The organism is Streptomyces sp. NPDC050448 (assembly GCF_040655295.1).
Taxonomy (GTDB): domain Bacteria; phylum Actinomycetota; class Actinomycetes; order Streptomycetales; family Streptomycetaceae; genus Streptomyces.
Genome location: NZ_JBFAJR010000023.1, coordinates 50546 through 66054, shown reverse-complemented (window position 1 = coordinate 66054; position 15509 = coordinate 50546). Strand labels below are relative to the sequence as shown.

19 protein-coding genes are annotated in these 15509 nt (G+C 70.0%); 12 read left to right on the top strand and 7 right to left on the bottom strand.

Features of this window, described 5'->3' with window-relative positions; translation table 11 throughout:
• Window positions 1–22: 22 nt before the first annotated feature.
• From AB0I68_RS25180 to AB0I68_RS25170, 3 genes are all read left to right on the top strand, one after another.
• Window positions 23–547 (top strand): GNAT family N-acetyltransferase, encoded by a 525-nt coding sequence (locus AB0I68_RS25180; protein WP_363179619.1) that lies wholly within the window; start codon window positions 23–25, stop codon window positions 545–547.
• 99 nt (window positions 548–646) lie between these two features.
• On the top strand, window positions 647–952 hold the full coding sequence (locus AB0I68_RS25175; RefSeq protein WP_363179618.1) for a DUF4229 domain-containing protein: 306 nt from the start codon (window positions 647–649) through the stop codon (window positions 950–952).
• 332 nt (window positions 953–1284) lie between these two features.
• Window positions 1285–2622 carry a dicarboxylate/amino acid:cation symporter gene (locus AB0I68_RS25170; protein ID WP_363179617.1) on the top strand — a complete coding sequence of 446 codons (1338 nt, stop codon included), beginning with the start codon at window positions 1285–1287 and terminating at the stop codon, window positions 2620–2622.
• A 76-nt stretch (window positions 2623–2698) separates the two neighbouring features.
• Here AB0I68_RS25170 and AB0I68_RS25165 read toward each other — a convergent pair whose 3' ends face one another.
• Window positions 2699–4126 carry a recombinase family protein gene (locus AB0I68_RS25165; protein ID WP_363179616.1) on the bottom strand — a complete coding sequence of 476 codons (1428 nt, stop codon included), beginning with the start codon at window positions 4124–4126 and terminating at the stop codon, window positions 2699–2701.
• Window positions 4127–4297: 171 nt separating this feature from the next.
• On the opposite strand from AB0I68_RS25165, the gene AB0I68_RS25160 reads away from it, so the two are divergent.
• The 3 genes from AB0I68_RS25160 (at window position 4298) to AB0I68_RS25150 (ending at window position 6516) form a co-directional block, all read left to right on the top strand.
• Window positions 4298–4795 (top strand): hypothetical protein, encoded by a 498-nt coding sequence (locus AB0I68_RS25160; RefSeq protein WP_363179615.1) that lies wholly within the window; start codon window positions 4298–4300, stop codon window positions 4793–4795.
• Between the two features lie 333 nt (window positions 4796–5128).
• On the top strand, window positions 5129–5566 hold the full coding sequence (locus tag AB0I68_RS25155; protein ID WP_363179614.1) for a hypothetical protein: 438 nt from the start codon (window positions 5129–5131) through the stop codon (window positions 5564–5566).
• The gene (locus AB0I68_RS25150) at window positions 5563–6516 is read left to right on the top strand and encodes a hypothetical protein (RefSeq protein ID WP_363179613.1); all 954 of its coding nucleotides are present in this window, start codon (window positions 5563–5565) and stop codon (window positions 6514–6516) included. Before AB0I68_RS25155 ends, AB0I68_RS25150 begins: the two co-directional genes overlap by 4 nt.
• A gap of 6 nt (window positions 6517–6522) precedes the next feature.
• On the opposite strand, the gene AB0I68_RS25145 is transcribed toward AB0I68_RS25150, so the two are convergent.
• Genes AB0I68_RS25145 through AB0I68_RS25135 form a run of 3 tightly spaced genes read right to left on the bottom strand, consistent with a single transcriptional unit; the run spans window position 6523 to window position 8671 of the window.
• Entirely contained in the window at window positions 6523–6843 is a 321-nt protein-coding gene (locus AB0I68_RS25145; RefSeq protein WP_363179612.1) for a hypothetical protein, read from the bottom strand.
• Window positions 6840–8231 carry a hypothetical protein gene (locus AB0I68_RS25140; protein WP_363179611.1) on the bottom strand — a complete coding sequence of 464 codons (1392 nt, stop codon included), beginning with the start codon at window positions 8229–8231 and terminating at the stop codon, window positions 6840–6842. Before AB0I68_RS25140 ends, AB0I68_RS25145 begins: the two co-directional genes overlap by 4 nt.
• Window positions 8228–8671, bottom strand: a complete 444-nt coding sequence (locus AB0I68_RS25135; protein WP_363179610.1) for a hypothetical protein — start codon at window positions 8669–8671, stop codon at window positions 8228–8230. The genes AB0I68_RS25140 and AB0I68_RS25135 overlap by 4 nt, the downstream gene beginning before the upstream one ends.
• 78 nt (window positions 8672–8749) lie before the next feature.
• Here AB0I68_RS25135 and AB0I68_RS25130 point away from each other — a divergent pair, with 78 nt between their 5' ends.
• Together AB0I68_RS25130 and AB0I68_RS25125 are read left to right on the top strand one after the other, a co-directional pair.
• On the top strand, window positions 8750–9148 hold the full coding sequence (locus AB0I68_RS25130) for a peptidoglycan-binding domain-containing protein (protein ID WP_363179609.1): 399 nt from the start codon (window positions 8750–8752) through the stop codon (window positions 9146–9148).
• Window positions 9149–9239: 91 nt separating this feature from the next.
• A complete protein-coding gene (locus AB0I68_RS25125) occupies window positions 9240–9896 on the top strand; it encodes a hypothetical protein (protein WP_363179608.1) in 657 nt (218 codons plus the stop codon).
• A gap of 9 nt (window positions 9897–9905) precedes the next feature.
• Here the strand turns inward: AB0I68_RS25125 and AB0I68_RS25120 are convergent, their stop codons facing one another.
• Entirely contained in the window at window positions 9906–10097 is a 192-nt protein-coding gene (locus AB0I68_RS25120; protein ID WP_363179607.1) for a DUF397 domain-containing protein, read from the bottom strand.
• Window positions 10094–10954 (bottom strand): helix-turn-helix transcriptional regulator, encoded by an 861-nt coding sequence (locus AB0I68_RS25115; protein ID WP_363179606.1) that lies wholly within the window; start codon window positions 10952–10954, stop codon window positions 10094–10096. The genes AB0I68_RS25120 and AB0I68_RS25115 overlap by 4 nt, the downstream gene beginning before the upstream one ends.
• A gap of 155 nt (window positions 10955–11109) precedes the next feature.
• Here AB0I68_RS25115 and AB0I68_RS25110 point away from each other — a divergent pair, with 155 nt between their 5' ends.
• Window positions 11110–11517 (top strand): ATP-binding protein, encoded by a 408-nt coding sequence (locus AB0I68_RS25110; RefSeq protein WP_363179605.1) that lies wholly within the window; start codon window positions 11110–11112, stop codon window positions 11515–11517.
• Between the two features lie 325 nt (window positions 11518–11842).
• Window positions 11843–12715 (top strand): helix-turn-helix domain-containing protein, encoded by an 873-nt coding sequence (locus AB0I68_RS25105; protein ID WP_363179604.1) that lies wholly within the window; start codon window positions 11843–11845, stop codon window positions 12713–12715.
• On the opposite strand, the gene AB0I68_RS25100 is transcribed toward AB0I68_RS25105, so the two are convergent.
• Complete coding sequence (locus AB0I68_RS25100) at window positions 12712–13734, bottom strand: hypothetical protein (protein ID WP_363179603.1); 1023 nt, start codon at window positions 13732–13734, stop codon at window positions 12712–12714. The genes AB0I68_RS25105 and AB0I68_RS25100 overlap by 4 nt on opposite strands.
• A 426-nt stretch (window positions 13735–14160) precedes the next feature.
• On the opposite strand from AB0I68_RS25100, the gene AB0I68_RS25095 reads away from it, so the two are divergent.
• Both AB0I68_RS25095 and AB0I68_RS25090 read left to right on the top strand, forming a co-directional pair.
• Entirely contained in the window at window positions 14161–14508 is a 348-nt protein-coding gene (locus AB0I68_RS25095; RefSeq protein ID WP_363179602.1) for a GntR family transcriptional regulator, read from the top strand.
• On the top strand, window positions 14505–15452 hold the full coding sequence (locus AB0I68_RS25090; protein WP_363179601.1) for a DUF1648 domain-containing protein: 948 nt from the start codon (window positions 14505–14507) through the stop codon (window positions 15450–15452). The genes AB0I68_RS25095 and AB0I68_RS25090 overlap by 4 nt, the downstream gene beginning before the upstream one ends.
• Window positions 15453–15509: the final 57 nt, after the last annotated feature.

Sequence of the window (15509 nt, the reverse complement as noted above, 5' to 3'; positions counted from 1 at the left end):
AGGTAATAGATAATCTTCGTCCATGACCCTTACTTTCACGGTCGACCCGGTCGTCGACCCCGTGCTGCGCGACGGCGTCACCGAGCTCTGGACCGAGGTCTCCAACGCCGGCGGCGCGGTCGGGTTCGTGCCGCCCGTCACCGCCGAGGACATTCGGCCCGAGCTGGTCAGACACCTCGTCGCGATGGCCGAGGGGCGCCACCGGCTGGTCGTCGGCCGTGACAGGGACGGACGGGTGCGGGCCGCCGCCGTGATCGCGTTCAACACGCACCGCTTGCAGACGCACTGGGTCTGGGCCTACACCGTGATGGTCAGCCCCGGCCTCCAGGGCCAGGGCGCCGGCCGGGCGCTGATGGAGGCCGTCGCCGACGCCGCGCGCTCGTTCGACGGCGTCGAGGCGATCCGGCTCAGCTGCCGCGGCGGCATGGGCCTGGAGCGCTTCTACGCGGCCTGCGGCTACAAGGAGGTCGGCCGCGTCCCGGACGCCATCCGGGTGGCCCCGGGCGACGACCGCGACGACATCACGATGCTGCTGCCGCTGCACTGACCCCCGGCGGGTTTGTCCGTACCTGCGCCGTGCTTCACTGGACGGGCACGTGACGACGTACCGACGTACCGACGTACTGACGAGAGAGAAGGGGTCACCGTGTCCCTCAAGCCGAGCGCAACGATCCGCTACACCGCGATGCGCCTGGGCATCTTCGTCGGATGCCTGGTCCTGGTCGCCCTCCTGGTCAACCTGGGCTGGGTGCCGGCCGGCCTCGGCGACGCCAACCCCGCCTGGGTCGTGCTGCTCGCCCTCGTGGTCTCCGCGCCGCTCTCCTTCGTGCTCCTGCGCAAGCAGCGGGACGAGATGTCCGTGCAGATCTCCGGACGCGTCGCGGGTGCGAAGGAGCGGCTCGCCGCGAACCGCTCCCAGGAGGACGCGGCCGACGACGCCGCGCGCGCATGAGTTAGCTGCGTCACACACCGAAAACACACCGAACCGCCCCAGCGCCGGGAACTTCCCCCGCGCGCTGGGGCGGTTCGGCGTTTCGGGGTGTCCCCCGGCTCCCTCTCGGCTCCCCCTGGCTCAAAGTGCACCTTTGAGGTTCTCAAAGGGAAAGTGTTAGCGTGTTAAACATGTTGACCACAGTTGCGCACGAAATGACCACGGGTGTCCTGCTCGTGGCGCGCCTGCACGTCGACCTCTGCCGCCGCGTGTCCGCGGCCTGTTGTGGCTGTCGCTGAGCCCACGCCCCCTCTTCTCTTTGCCCCTCTTTCTTTGCGCATCACCCCCGGAGTGTGTCCGTGTCCGCGACCCCTCAGGCCCCTGCCAAGGCCTCCTTCAAGTTCCCGTTCTGGGCCCAGATCGTCACCGGCCTCGTGCTCGGTGTCCTGTTCGGCTGGCTCGCCCGCAGCCAGGACGTCAGCTGGCTCGCCAAGACCCTCGAGCAGATCGGCGACATCTTCGTCCAGTTGCTGAAGCTGGCCGTGGCCCCCCTCGTCTTCTTCGCGATCCTGGTGTCCATCACCAACCTGCGGAAGGTGAACAACGCCGCCCGCCTCGCCTCGCGCACCCTGCTCTGGTTCATGATCACCTCGCTGATCGCCGTCGGCATCGGTCTCGCGATCGGCCTGCTGACCAACCCGGGCGCCGGCACCGGCCTCACCCCGCAGGACGGCAAGCTGCCCAAGCGCACCGGCTCTTGGCTCGACTTCCTGACCGGCATCGTGCCGAAGGACGTCATCACGCCGTTCACCGAGCTGAACGTGCTCCAGATCGTCTTCCTGGCCGCCGTCGCCGGTATCGCCGCCCTCCAGCTCGGCAACAAGGCGCAGCCGCTCCTGAACGTCGCCGAGTCGGTCCTGGAGCTGCTCCAGAAGGCCCTGTGGTGGGTCATCCGCCTCGCCCCGATCGGCACCGTCGGCCTGATCGGCACCGCGATCGCCTCGTACGGCTGGGAGCTCATCGGCAAGTACGCGACCTTCACCGCGGACGTGTACGTCGGCTCGGCGCTCGTGATGTTCGGCGTCTACCCGCTGCTCCTCGCGACGGTCGCCAAGGTCAATCCGATCCAGTTCTTCAAGGGCGCCTGGCCCGCGATCCAGCTGGCCTTCGTCTCCCGCTCCTCGGTCGGCACCATGCCGGTCACCCAGAAGGTCACCGAACGCCTCGGCGTCCCGAAGGAGTACGCGTCCTTCGCCGTCCCGTTCGGCGCCACGACGAAGATGGACGGCTGCGCCGCGATCTACCCGGCGCTCGCCGCGATCTTCATCGCGCAGATCTTCGACGTCCAGCTGACGATCACCGACTACCTGCTGATCGCCTTCGTCTCGGTGGTCGGCTCGGCCGCCACGGCCGGCCTGACGGGCGCCACGGTCATGCTGACGCTGACCCTCTCCACCCTGGGCCTGCCCCTGGAGGGCGTGGGCCTGCTGATGGCGATCGACCCGATCCTGGACATGATGCGCACCGCCACGAACGTCGCCGGGCAAGTTGTATGCCCGCTGCTGGTGGCGGCCCGTGAGAACATCCTCGACCGTGACGCGTACAGCGCGGCAAAGTCGTCGCCGATCGACGACGTGAACGCGGACGCCCGCGAGGCGGAGCAGAAGGTCGCAGTTTCCGTGACTGCGTAAGGGCTGTTGGACCACAGCAACATGAGGGCCCCGGATTTCACCCGATCCGGGGTCCTCTGTGCTCATGAGATGCCGCTCAATCCGACAGAGCTCGGGCCGCCATGACCTTGATGGATGAGAGGTCGGGCGGCTTGCGGCGTCCACGGCCCACGCTGTAGACGTCGACCCTCTCGATTACGGTGGCGACGATCGCACGTCGTGGTTCGAGATTCTCCGCTTCCTCGTCCCGCCATACCGTTATGGGGTCCGTCTCCGTGCGGACCTCTGCTGCAGCGGCCGCCGCTTCCCGGCTGCGGAGCTGTTGTAGCCGGCCGCGAAGATGGGTCAGCGATTCGAAGTAGTCCTCATCCTCCATCCGGCCTTCCTTCCAACGAAGACGGAGCAGGCGGATCCGCTCTTCAAGGACTTTGATCTCTTCGGTGAGATCCTCGCTGGGGACGATCTGTGGTTTCGGCTTCCGCTGGGCGAGGGCATCCTCCACCAGTTCGTTGAGCCGCTCCTCGATCCATTCGTACTTCCGGCTGACCTTGCCGCATCCGAGTTCGCCGTTCGCGCCCACCTGCCCGGAGTGACAGAAGGTGCGCCGGAAGGTGCGGCCCTGCATGGTGGCCCATTGGACCCGCATCGTCGACTTGCAGTGCCCGCACTTCAGGAAGCCCGAATAGAGGTGCTTGCGCTTGCCGGACCCGCAGGCGGGAGGTGTGGCGCGAGCGTCCAACACCGCTTGGGCGTTCTCCCACTCCCCGCGCGTGAGCGGGTGCGGATAGATGCTGTCGCCGATGTCCTGGCCCTTGTAAGTAACGATGCCACCGACACGCTCCGAACGGTATACGCGCTTGACCGCGTGGATCGTCCAGGCCGTCTGGGTGCCAACGCTGCGTGCGCCTTCCGCGTTCCATGAGCGGGCAACGTCGCCGGGTGTCTTGTTGCTCATCAGCATGCGGTAGCCACGGCGGATCAGGTCGGCCTCTTCGGGCACGATCCTCTGGAAGTTGGAGCCTGGCTCAAAGCCGAAGACCCGAGCGCCGCCCGCGTGTGGCTTGCCGTTCTCGCGGCGCTGGAGCAGAGCGGCGTTGATGCGCTCAGCCATGCGCTCGGTCTCCTGCTGTGCCACAGCGCCTTTGATCGTGAGGATCATCCGGCCGGAAGCGGTGGAGGTGTCCTCGCCCTCTGTCGTGGCGAACTGGAAGCCGTGCTCCTTCTGCTCTTCCAGGAACGCCGTCAGCTCCGCGATACGGCGCGTAAGGCGGTCGATCGAGTACACGACGACCGTGTCGATCACGCCGGCCTTCGCGTCCCGCATCATCTCTGCGTACTGCGGGCGCTTCTTGCGGCTCGTGGTCGATGCCGAAGTGTCGTTCTCCGGGTAAACCTTGTGCACCATCCAGCCTCGTGCCTCACACAGCTCGCGGCATGCCTTCTCCTGCCTCTTGATGCCCAGCTCCTGCCCCTTGAGGTCCTTGCTGATCCGGACGTATATCCCCACACGATTCGGCTTGGCCATGCCCGCTCCCGCTGGTTCTGACTACTTATCAGTGCTGTGTGTAACGTGCATACGCGCATGCGGTTACGAGGTTGCCGACCAGGCCCTGGTTTCGGTTGCGGCCCACGAGTGGTTGAACGGCCGCACGTTTCGCGGCGCGGAGGAAGGGGGCCAGGGGTGGATGTCGGGGCGGTGGTCATTGCGGTAGCGGGCGTCGCGGGCACGCTGGGCGGGTCGATACTCGCGCAGCGCGGGGCGGAGCGGGCCAAGCGGCGGGAGATCGAGCTCGTGCGCGAACACGAGGAGATACACGAGGGCCGCGAGCTGCGGCGCACGTGCTACGTGGAACTCAACCGGGACGCCCGGCAGTTCACCACGGCGCTCAACCGCCATCTGCACGTCATGCGGGAACGAGGCATCGAGGACGGGGACCGGGATGCGCTCGACGAGGCCAAGGACGCCCAGCGCGACCGCTACTCCGAGGCTCAGATGATCGCCCCCGACGAAGTGCTCAAGGAGGCGACTGTGGTGAACCACGCCCTGAGCAAGGTGTACGGCCAGGTCAAGCGACTTGAACGAGGCGAGCCCGAGCCGGACGAGTCGGAGGAGACCGTGGCCCGGGCCCAGCAAGAGCTCTGGCCCCTGCTCCGCGCCATGCGAGCCGCCATGCGCAGCGACCTCGGGGTGTAGAGCGAGTGGTGCCGGCCAGTGCTCAGTCGACACCGTGCAGATAAACCCGGCTGCTCCGGTCGTCGACCCGCGCCACCGCGACCTTGAGCCGGTCCAGATCGTCCTTGCGAGATCGTGCTGCTGCACCGAGCTGCTGCCCTGTCCCTGCTCCCTTGTCCGCGGAGACCTGCTCGACCGACGGGCTCCCCGCCGAGTGAGGTGTACGTCGCGTGCCTCGGGTCGGTGCGCTCGAACGGTCCTGTCAGGGCCGTTCGCGCCGTCGCTGATGATGCATTAACTTGTCTGATCTCGCGGGCAGTTCACCCGCGAAGGCCGGTCACCGGGAGGATCAGGGTGCTGACGGAAGCTCTGGAGATGCTGGCTGCGACGGGCGGTACGGCTCTGGTGAGCGCGGCCGCGACCGATGCATGGCAGACGACCCGGTCCGGCTTCACCCGGCTCCTCGGACGCGGGAACCCGCAGGCCGAACAGACCACGGCCGGTCGGCTCGACCGCCTCGCCGCGGAGGTGAGCCGGGCGGCTTCATCCCAGGAGTTGGAGTCCGTACGACGCGACCTCGAGGCCGAGTGGCGCGGCCGGCTGAAGGACCTCCTGGAGGAGCAGCCGCAGCTCGCGGCGGAGCTCGGCGAGCTGATCGCCCGCGTCCAGGGCGAGCTGCCGGTGGCCCAGCAGACCTTCGTACAGAACAACACGGCGTACGGGGGCGGCATCCAGAACATCACCCAGGGCGGGGACATCATCGTCGGCGACCCCGGCCGGCGGCAGCGGTGACCGCCCCGAACAAGCCAGACAAGCCAGACAAGCCAGACGGCCCGAACAAGCCGGTCGGGCCCGTCCGCCAGGACAACGCCGCGTATGACGGTGGGACCCAGAACATCGCCCAGGGTGGCAACGTCTACAACCTCAACGTGTACCCGTCGGCCGCTACCGAGCCCGCAGCCGAGCAGACCGGGCCGGCCCCGTCCGGACCGCGAGCAGGGGCGTTGAAGGGCCGAAGGCTCGCCCTCGCCGTCGGCGGGGCCGTCGCGGTGATCGCGGCACCGGCGACGATCGTCGCCCTCCAGTATGGCCAGCTGAGGACCGAGAACGTCGACAACGCCCGTTCGGCTCCCGCCGACGCCCCGTCCTCGCCCGCCGCATCGTCACCCAGCGCCTCCGCCGCCGCGTCGCCGTCCCCGTCGGCCGCGCCCGCTTCGCCGAGTGCGGGGGGCGCCGGGCAGCCCGCCGCTGTCGCCGCGGCGCCGCCGACGGCGTCGGCAGCGCCTACCCCCCGGTCGGCGACGCTCACCTCCGCCTACCCGTCCAAGGACGTGGCTTGCGCGACCAGGTGGTTCCCCACCGGTGACCCCAGAGTCGAGTTCCAGCCCTGCACCCAAGCAGCGAGCGGGACGGGAGGGGCTCAGTTCGGTGTCAAGGTGCGCAACACGGGCACCGTCCAGCAGGTCGTCACGGTGTTGGTGAAGGGCTACATCAGAGCGGTTCCCAAGGACTGCCCGTCGCATCCGGGCACGTGGAGAGAGATCGTCATCAACGCGGGACAGACCTGGTACAGCGGTCTCGCTCAATGCTCGCTCGGAAACGAAGTCAAAGGGAACCGGGTGCAGTCCGGGGCCTGGGTCGCCTTCGGCTCCGTCAGTGACACGGAGCTCGTGAACACGACACTCCATTACTCGCAGGGGTTCGACATCGGCACGGACGGCACGGTCTTGCCGGCCACCTGAGACGGCTCAGCCCACAGCCACCCCGCCGAAGTAGGCGATCGCGCCGAGGACGAGCGGTACGGCGTACCACCACCGGTTCATCGTCCGGCGGTAGACCGGGAGGAGGGAGAGCAGCAGCCCGGCGAAGCTGATGCACAGTGCGACGCCGCCCATCGTGTAGGCGTCGTCGCGCGTGCGCTGGTCCTGGGCCGCGATCGGGTCCGCCGTCAGCAGGAGGACGCAGATGTACGCCGCGGGCAGGTAGATCAGAACCAGCGGGATGCCCAGGACCCATTGGAGGCAGCCCCGGTCCTCGGGCAGGTCGATGCTCTCGCGCCCGTACGTCATTGCATTGCCTTCTTCACGTTGCCGAGGTTGTTCCGGAAATCATCCCCGTAGTCCTGGGCCTTCTGCGACTCCCAGTACGGGCCGCCGTTGTAGCGGGCGGCGATCTCCTGCATCTGGGTCTCGGTCAGCTGGTCCGCCGGGATGTTCGCGTAGCCGGTCTCCTCCTTGATCTGGGCCAGGAAGCCGGCGGCGATGAAGGCGTTCTGCTTCGGGTCCTGGAGCGCCGACTTCACCACGTTGCGCTGCTGCTCGGTCAGGTGCTCCGGGTCGTAGCCGAGCACCTCGGCGCCGCGCCGCAGCTGGACGGCGATCGGGCCGAAGGAGGTCTGGTCCGGCTTGCCGCCCGCCCGGTCCGGCAGGTTCTCGGCCGTGATGGGGCTCAGGCCCCACGGGGCGTCGGCCGCCTGGCGGAGGAAGTCCACGCCGTCGTCCAAGATCCCCGGTTGTCCGCCGACCTCCTTCCAGGCGATCCCGGCGACCAGTTCCTCCGGCAGGCCCGCCCGCTGGGCGGCCGCGCGCAGGATCTCCTTGTTGTTGCGGATCCACTCGGCCCGCCCCTCGTCCGACTGCGGCGGGTCCCAGTAGTTGTCGTCCGCCTCCGGCAGCCCCGCCACCCGCATCCGGATGTCGCGCAGCTCGGGGGAGACCGGCTCGTTCCCGAACGAGCCGGTCATGTCCTTCTTCGGGCCGCTGCCCGGCAGATGGGTCAGGGGGTTGGCGCGGGCCTCCGCCGCCTCGCGGCGCATGTCGGCCATCGCCGCGTAGACGTCGACTCCGCCCGCACTGCCCTTCAGCTTGAACTCGGGCAGCAGCTCGTACGCCTGCTTCAGCGCGTGCACGCAGACGCTGCGCGCCTCCTGCTCGGCCGTCTTGGCCTGGTAGAAGCTGCCGCCCGCGTCGTCGTGGAGCCGGTTCGCCTCGTCGCGGATGTCGTCCACGTCCATGGTGAGCTCGGCGAGGAAGTCCATGACCCCGGTCGTCGCCCGCATGTCCTCCCACTGGCACATCGGCTCCGCCTCCTGCGCCGTGCGCGTGATCGCGGTGCCCTTCGTGGCGATGAGCGCCGCGAGCTTGCGCTCGGTGCGCTTGCCGTTCCCGTAGTGGGACTTGGCGGTCGTCAGGGCGTCCGCGTACGCGTGCAGGGCGCTCGCGGCCTTGTCGTACCCCTCGGCCATGTGGAGCACGAGCTGGCGGGCCTCCGACAGGCGCGAGGTGTACGTGTGGCTGCCGTCGCTGTGCCATTCCGTACCGGTCTCGGCGCGCCGGGCGGGCTCCTCGGCCTGCACCAGCAGATCGCGCAGCCGCTTGAACTCGGCGGCGTTGCGCTCCACCAGCGCCGGGTTGCACTCCTCCAGGAACTGGACGTCCTTGCGGTGGCTCAGGCTCACTTGGACTCCGGCTTCACGTACTGGCCCCCGTCGAGGATGCTGTCGAGGAAGTTGCGGGCGGTTCCGTCGTCCACCTGGGCGAAGTCGGTGCCGGTGGTCTTGAGCTTGGTGGCCAGGGCGGCGAACAGGTTGATCGTGTCCTTGAACTGGTCGTCGGCGAAGCGGGCGAAGCGCAGGGCCTCCGCCGAGACGTCGGCGTGCGCCCGCGGGGCGCGCGCCATGGTGCTCGCGTCGCCGTCGGGCCGGCCCTCGTGGAGGAGCGCGGCGATCTCGATCAGCAGGTTGGCGTTGCCGTTGATGGACTGGGCCCCGGCGACGAGACTCCCGGCCGGGCTGCCCGGGGTACCGGCATCGGCGGGCGCGTGGTTGAGGCGCATGGCGGGTGACTGCTGCGCGAGTACGGCGGCCTTGTGCTGGGCCCATTCCGAGTCGAACGACATGTGTCCCCTGGTGAGTTGAGCTATCGGACATGGCTGGAATTCGATGGTCATGTCCATGTTAATACGGGGATATTGCACATGAAGCTTCGCAACGCCCGGCGGGCGCTGGCCGGAATCGGTGCCGCCGTGACCCTGGTGGCCACCTTCTCCGGTACCGCGAACGCCGCCTCGAACGCCCCCTACATCGGATACGGGTACACGACCTCCGGGCCGGGCGTGTGGTGCGCCCAGGTCTTCGCCAACCGCTACGGCGGGTACTGGGGCCCGATCAAGGAGGACGGCCGATATGGACCGGAGACGCAGGCGGCGATCAAGCGGTTCCAGGGCCACGTCCACCAGGCCCCGTACAACTACCCGCTGACGGTCGACGGCATCGTCGGCAAGACCACCGGCTGGGCCATGCTGCAGATCGCCCACCAGGACCACGACCTCGAGCCGTACGTCTACGACACCTGCGTCCACCACCTGCCCGCCTGATCGCGGGCTCCCCCTATAGTCGGTCGCTGTTGCTCAACTGACCTTGTACGGGGGACTGGTGACGGTACGGGAGATACGTACGGCGGCAAGGATGATCGGGCGGCGCAACGCACTGCGCTACCTGGCGATCGGGGTCGGGGCCTCGCTGGTCGCGGCGTGCGGCGGCAAGGGCAAGGACCCCCTGCCCGGCACGCCGTCGGCCCCGGCCGACCCGGCCGCGGGAGGCGCGGCCGCTTCGTCCTCGGCTCCGGTCCCGGGATCAGCGGGTGGCGGGGCCGCATCCTCCGCAGCCCCGGCGCCGCCAGCCTCCGGCCTCGTCGCCCGGGCCTTCGACGCCTTCATCAAGGGCGACTGGAACCTGGAGTCGACCACGCCGCGCGGCGAGACCGTGAAGGGGAAGGCCACCGTGAACGCGGACGGCGGGGGCAACTCGGGCTGGACCATCACCTGGACCAGCGGCCCCGCCCCGGTCACCTGGACCGGAGGCTGGATGCTGCGCGGCGGCCACCTGGTCCTCGACGTGTACCAGGCCCCCAAGGGTGTGAGCCGGCTGACGGGCGGCGAGGCCCTCACCGTCCCCAAGGAGGTCGGGGACGACGTCTCGCTCACGTTCCCCTGGAAGCCCCCGGGCCACAAGGACACCAGCGACGGCCAGGTGCTGAAGGTGACCTACAAGAACAACGTCCTGCGGATCGTCCACAGCGAGGGCGGGCACAGCGAGTCGGTGCACGTCTGCACCCGCGCCTGAGGGTCGTCGTCAGCTGCCGGACGCGTGGGCCACGAACCCGGCCCACGCGTGCGGCCCGAAGGCCAGGTGGGAACGCTGGATGTCCTTGGAGTCCCGGACCAGGACCGCGGCGGGGGTGGTGGCCACCTCGACGCAGTCGTTGCCGTTACTGCTGTCGCTGTAGCTGCTCTTGAACCAGTCCAACTCGGCGTGGTGGATCATGTTTCTCCCAGCAGTTCCTCGATGAAGGCCCGCGACTCTCGGGGCGTGAGCGCCTGAGCTCGGATGATGCCATAGCGCAGCTCAAGGATCCGGAGCTGCTTGGGATCGGAAACCGGGCGCCCGTAGAACACCCCGTCTGCCCGGCCCACGGCCGAACCGTCGCCGAACTTGAGCAGCTGGATCAGGCCTTCCATCCCGGCGTGGTCCTCACGGTTGGTCGGCATCACCTGGAACTCGACGTTCGGCAACTGGATGACCTCCAAGAGGTGTTCGAGCTGTCGGCGCAGCACCATTGTGCCTCCGATCGGACGGCGGAGTGTGACCTCTTCCTGGACGAAACCGAGGGCCGGGCCAGGGGATCGCTGGAAGATCGACTGACGTGCCATGCGGCCGGACACCATCCGCTCCATCTCGTCCGATGAGTAGGCGGGGCGCAAGGTCCGGAGCAGTGCCCGCGCGTATTCCTCGGTCTGCAACAGGCCATGGATGTTGTGGTTGTTATAGGCGCCGATCTCGACGGCCTTGGCCTCCCTCTTCTTCAGGTCGCGGATCTTCTTCGGGTAGCGGACCTGTTCCAGGTCCGCCTTCATCGCGGCGATCTTGCCGCCCGCCTTCAGTACCTCGTCCGCCCTGTCCAGGTACTCGGGGCGGGGGATCCGCTTGCCCGCCTCGACCTTGCGGACCTGGTCCTCTCCGTACTGGATGGCGAGCCCGAAGTCGGCGGGCCGCATGCCGGCCGACTCGCGCCAGGCCTTGAGCTGGCGGCCCAGCGCGGCCACCACCGCCACGCCCTGTTCGTCCTCCGGGTCGACGTCCCAGCCGGGCTCTTCCGTACCGTCACTGCTGTCCACGCTCATGCGCGCCCACCTCCGACGAGCCGATGTCCTCAGCGCCCCGTACCCGTCAGGTCGATCCGGACAGCCCGGACAGGGCTGGACAAGCTCCGGACAAACGCGGGACGTACGGGCGGTGTTGGTTCTCACGGTACGCACGGACGGCCACGCTGAGTGACGTGATTCCTCAACTCGTCGACTTTCACGTCCAGCTGTCCGCCACTCCGCGCGGCGCCCGACTCGGCCGCGTGCTCGCGGTCGAGCAACTCCGCGCCTGGGGGCTGCCCTTGGAGGTGCCCGCGCAGATCATCGCCGAGCTCACCACCAACGCCGTGACCCACGGGCGCGTGACCGGGCGGGACTTCCGGCTGGCGCTCACCGTCACCCCAGACACCCTGCTCATCGAGGTGACGGACGCCCGGGGCGACCGGATCCCGCGGATCCACGACGCGGGGCGGGGGCTCGTGCTGGTCGAAGCGCTCGCGGACCGTTGGGGCGTAAGGGAAGGGCCGGTTCCGTGCAAGGTGGTGTGGGCGGAGGTCTCGCTCGCCGCCGTGTCCCGGGGCGCCGCGATCCGGCGTGCTTAGACGCATAAAGAGCCAAAGAACCGGGGGAAAGAACCAACCAACCCAACCCCACCGGCCCGCGTCGCTCGGTCGGGTGAACTGTGCCAACTGAGCTGGATTCCGGGCCGGTTGGCGGGCATATGCTCGCCCCGACAACCGCAGACATGAGACGGCCCCCGGCGGGACTGGCATCCCGGTCGAGGGCCTGACCATCTAAGGAAGTGACTGCTTCCCCATGGCTCCTCAGCACCCTAGCGCGCCCTCGCGCGCCTCGTCCCGAGTTCGTACCGGGACCCCCCGATCCGGTGTCATCCACGTCAACACGTGGCACGCCAGTCACTACACCGTGATCGGCAACCACCTCCTCCAGCACCGCGAGCTGTCGGCGACGGCCATCGGGGTCGCGGCGTACATCCAGTCGCTGCCCGACGGGGCGCCGGTCGGCGTCAAGGCGCTCACCGAGCGGTTCCCGGAGGGCGAGCGCCGGATCGGTTCCGCCCTGCGGGAGCTGGAGCGGCACGGGTACCTGGAGCGGCGCCTCGAGCGGCTGGAGGCCGGGCGGGTGGTGACCCGGACGTACTCGTACAACAAGCCGCTGACCACCCCGGACGGCCCGCCTCCGCCGGAGCCGGACCGGGAGCCGGATCCGGACCGGGAGCCCGTACCGGAGCCGCCGCCGGACCGGGAGCCCGTACCGGGCCCGGACCGGGATCGCGACCCGGACCCGGAATCCGATCCGGAGCCGGGCCCGGAGCCCGATCCGGAGCCGGAGCCCGATCCGGAGCCGGACCCGGCTCCGGAGGCCGGTGCGCAGCGGGTCCCCGAGCCCGAGCCCGCGCCGCGGCAGCTGCACCCCGGGGCCGCCGATCTGCTCGCCGGGCTGCGGCGGTACGACCCGCGGCTGCTGCTGGCCGAGCGGGACGTACAGCGGCTCGCGCCGAAGGCGTCGGCCTGGCTGGAGCGCGGGGTCGATCCCGAGGCCGTCGCGCTGGCCCTGACCGGGAACCTGCCCGAGCCGATGCGCAGCCCCGCCTCCGTACTCGCCTACCGGCTGGAGGCGCTGCTGCCGCCGCACCTGCCGGCGCCCCCAGCGGCCAGGCCGGTCAAACGGCCGCACCCGTTCCAGACCTGCGACGGCTGTGAACGCGCCTTCCGGGCCCCGCAACCGGGCCGCTGCGGTGACTGCCCGCTGCCCGGCGGCCTCTCCGCGGCTGCCTAGGGGACGTCCCGTAAATGATCACCGAGTTGCTCCGGGTGCGGTCGAGTGCGGACTGGCTGCTCGTCTACCGGGAGAGGGGAAGACGCCACGGCCGGCTCCTGCGCACCGCGTCCACGCCGAGTGGCGACATCGGGCTGGTGAGGGGACTCGGCGACGCGGTGACGCGTGCGGACGAGCGTCCGGAGCATCGCCGCGCCCGCCACCACGGCGCAGAGATGCAGGAGCACCGCGACGACGGGGTTCTCAGGCGGCCTGGCGCCGACCGGCTCCGCCCACGCTATGTACAACGTGATGGGCAGCTTCCAGCCGCTCCACGCGAACAGCGAGCCCGACCCGACCCACCCGAACACCAGAGGCAGCCAGCGGGGCAACCGGGCAGGTCGCGCCCAGGCGGCCATCGCGACGGCGGCGGATCCGGCGAGCGCCCAGAAACCGGAGATGGCTCCCAGCGCGTACCAGTCGGTGATCCGCTCGGCCGGGTGCGTGATTCCCGCGGTGCCGCCGACCGCCCAGTAGAGCCAGACCAGCCCGACCACCGCACCGACGGCAGCCGCCCATGGCGGTGCCGTGCGCGGGCCGTCGCCGACTCGCCCAGCGAACCCTTCTGGCCAGCGGCGCCTCAGATACGCGGGAACCGCAAGGGCCAGCCCCAGCCCCATCCCCAGAAAGCTGAACTGGACCAGTACGCCTTCCCAGAACGGCATGGCCGGATCCTCGCCGCCGCCCTGTGAGCCGCCGCCCGCATCCAGGAGTGCACCGAGCACGGCGAACGGCAGTATCGAGACGAGGAACCCCGACCCCACCCAGGCGCAGAACACGACCAGCGCCCCTGGTATCCGCATCCCCCACGGCCGCACCAGAGCGAGCGCCAACGCGATCCCGATCGCGGCCATACCGATCGTGACGGTGTTGAGGACCACCCACTCCGCCATGCCGAACCCGTTGCCGACCGGCAGCAACCCCATGAGCGAGCCGGCCACCCACGAAACCTTGAGCAGCAAGTACGGCGACAGCGCCAAAGCAGCCCCATAAGCCGCTCTCCGCCCGACCCGATCCCACCGTTGCATCCGGACTCCCCTTCCACCAGCAGGAATCCCATCCTGGAAGGTCACCCCGACCGGCCACATCCCCCGCTGGCCGCACCCGCCTCCCCCGTCCGGGGGAGGCGACTGAATACCACGAGGCCACCACGACGAGCCCTTGCGCAGCCGTGATCGAGCCCTACGGCGAGTGCCGCGCCGGTGGGGGTGTCCGTGCACGCCGCCTCGGTGCCGGGTGGCGCACGCCGGATCTCGGCGCCGACTGCACTCTCGATGCCGACCCGCAGGTCGTCCGGCACCTGCGCGGCACCGTCCACCGCACCCTGCGCGCCACGGACCGACCCCGCTTCCGCGCTCCGTCGCAGCGGGGCGAATGGGTGAGATGGTGCTAGTGTCATTGGCATCATGTTGCTGAGGCTGAACACCGCAGACAGCCGGCCCCTGCACGAGCAGGTGGCGGGCGCCATCCGGCGTGCCATCGCCGAGGGGGAGTGCGGTCCGGGGGACCGGCTGCCATCCGCGCGCGAGCTCGCGCAGGCGCTGGACGTGAACGCCAACACCGTCCTGCGCGGGCTGCGCGCCCTGCGCGACGAGGGGCTGCTCGAGTTCCGGCGGGGCCGCGGCGTGTCGGTGGCCGTCGGGGCGGAGGCGCGGTCGGTGCTGGTGGAGCGCGTGCGCGAGCTGGTGGCGGATGCGGCGCGCCGGGGGTACAGCAAGGCGGATCTCATAGAAATGATCAAGGAGGCGCCGTGAACGGCCGTGCGGGGGCAAGGGGTGGATCGGTGTGGGGGGCGGCCGGCTGGGTGGCCGGGGTCCTCGTCCTACTCGTGGCGCTGCCCCTGGCGGCGAGCGGGCGGCTGCCGGACCGCCTGGCGACCCACTTCGACGACGCCGGAAGGCCCGACGGCTCCATGCCGCTGTGGGCGGCCGTGCTGTTTCCGGCGCTGATCTGGGCCGGGCTCGCCGCGGGCTCCGTCTACCTGCGGCGCGGGGCGGCGGCGGGGCTGCTGTGCGGTGGGGTGTTCCTGGCCGGAGCCCAGGTGTCGATCGTGCGGGCGAACCTGGACCACGCGGACTGGCGGGACGCGGACTCGGTGAACGCCGGGGTCGCGGTGACCTTCGCGGTGGCGGCGCTGGCGGGTCTCGGCGGGTGGCTGGTGAGCCGCCGGCTCCCGTCGCCGGTGGGGGAGTCGGCGCACGAGGAGCCCGTCATGGACATCCCGGCCGGTGAGCGGCGCGTATGGCTCTCCCGTGCGTCGAATCCGTGGCTCCAGCTGACGGCGGCCGCCACGGGGATCGTGGTGCTGGCCGCCGTCCTGGCCGCTGTGGGCGGTCTGATCGACCTCCCGTGGACGCTGGTCGTCCCCTTCTCCCTCGTGTCGGTCGCGGCGCTGACCTGCTCGTCGGTCCGGGCCCGGGTCACCGCGGAGGGCCTGGAGGTGGCCTTCGGCCCGCTCGGCCTGCCCGTACGCCGCTGGGCCGCCGAGGACGTCGAATGGGCCCGCGCCGAACACCGCACCCCGGCGCAGGCCGGCGGCTGGGGCTACCGGGTCGGCCGGACGGGCACGACGGTGATGCTGCGGAGCGGCACCTGCCTGGTCGTCCGGTCCGGGGGGAAGGACTTCGCGATATCGGTGGACGACGCAGCCCGCGGCGCAGCCCTCCTGAACACCCTGGCCCCGCGCCGCCCGCGCTGAAGCCCCGCGGGTCGGTGGTGCGGGTGGTGTGGAGGAGTCGGGTGGGTTCGGGCTTGC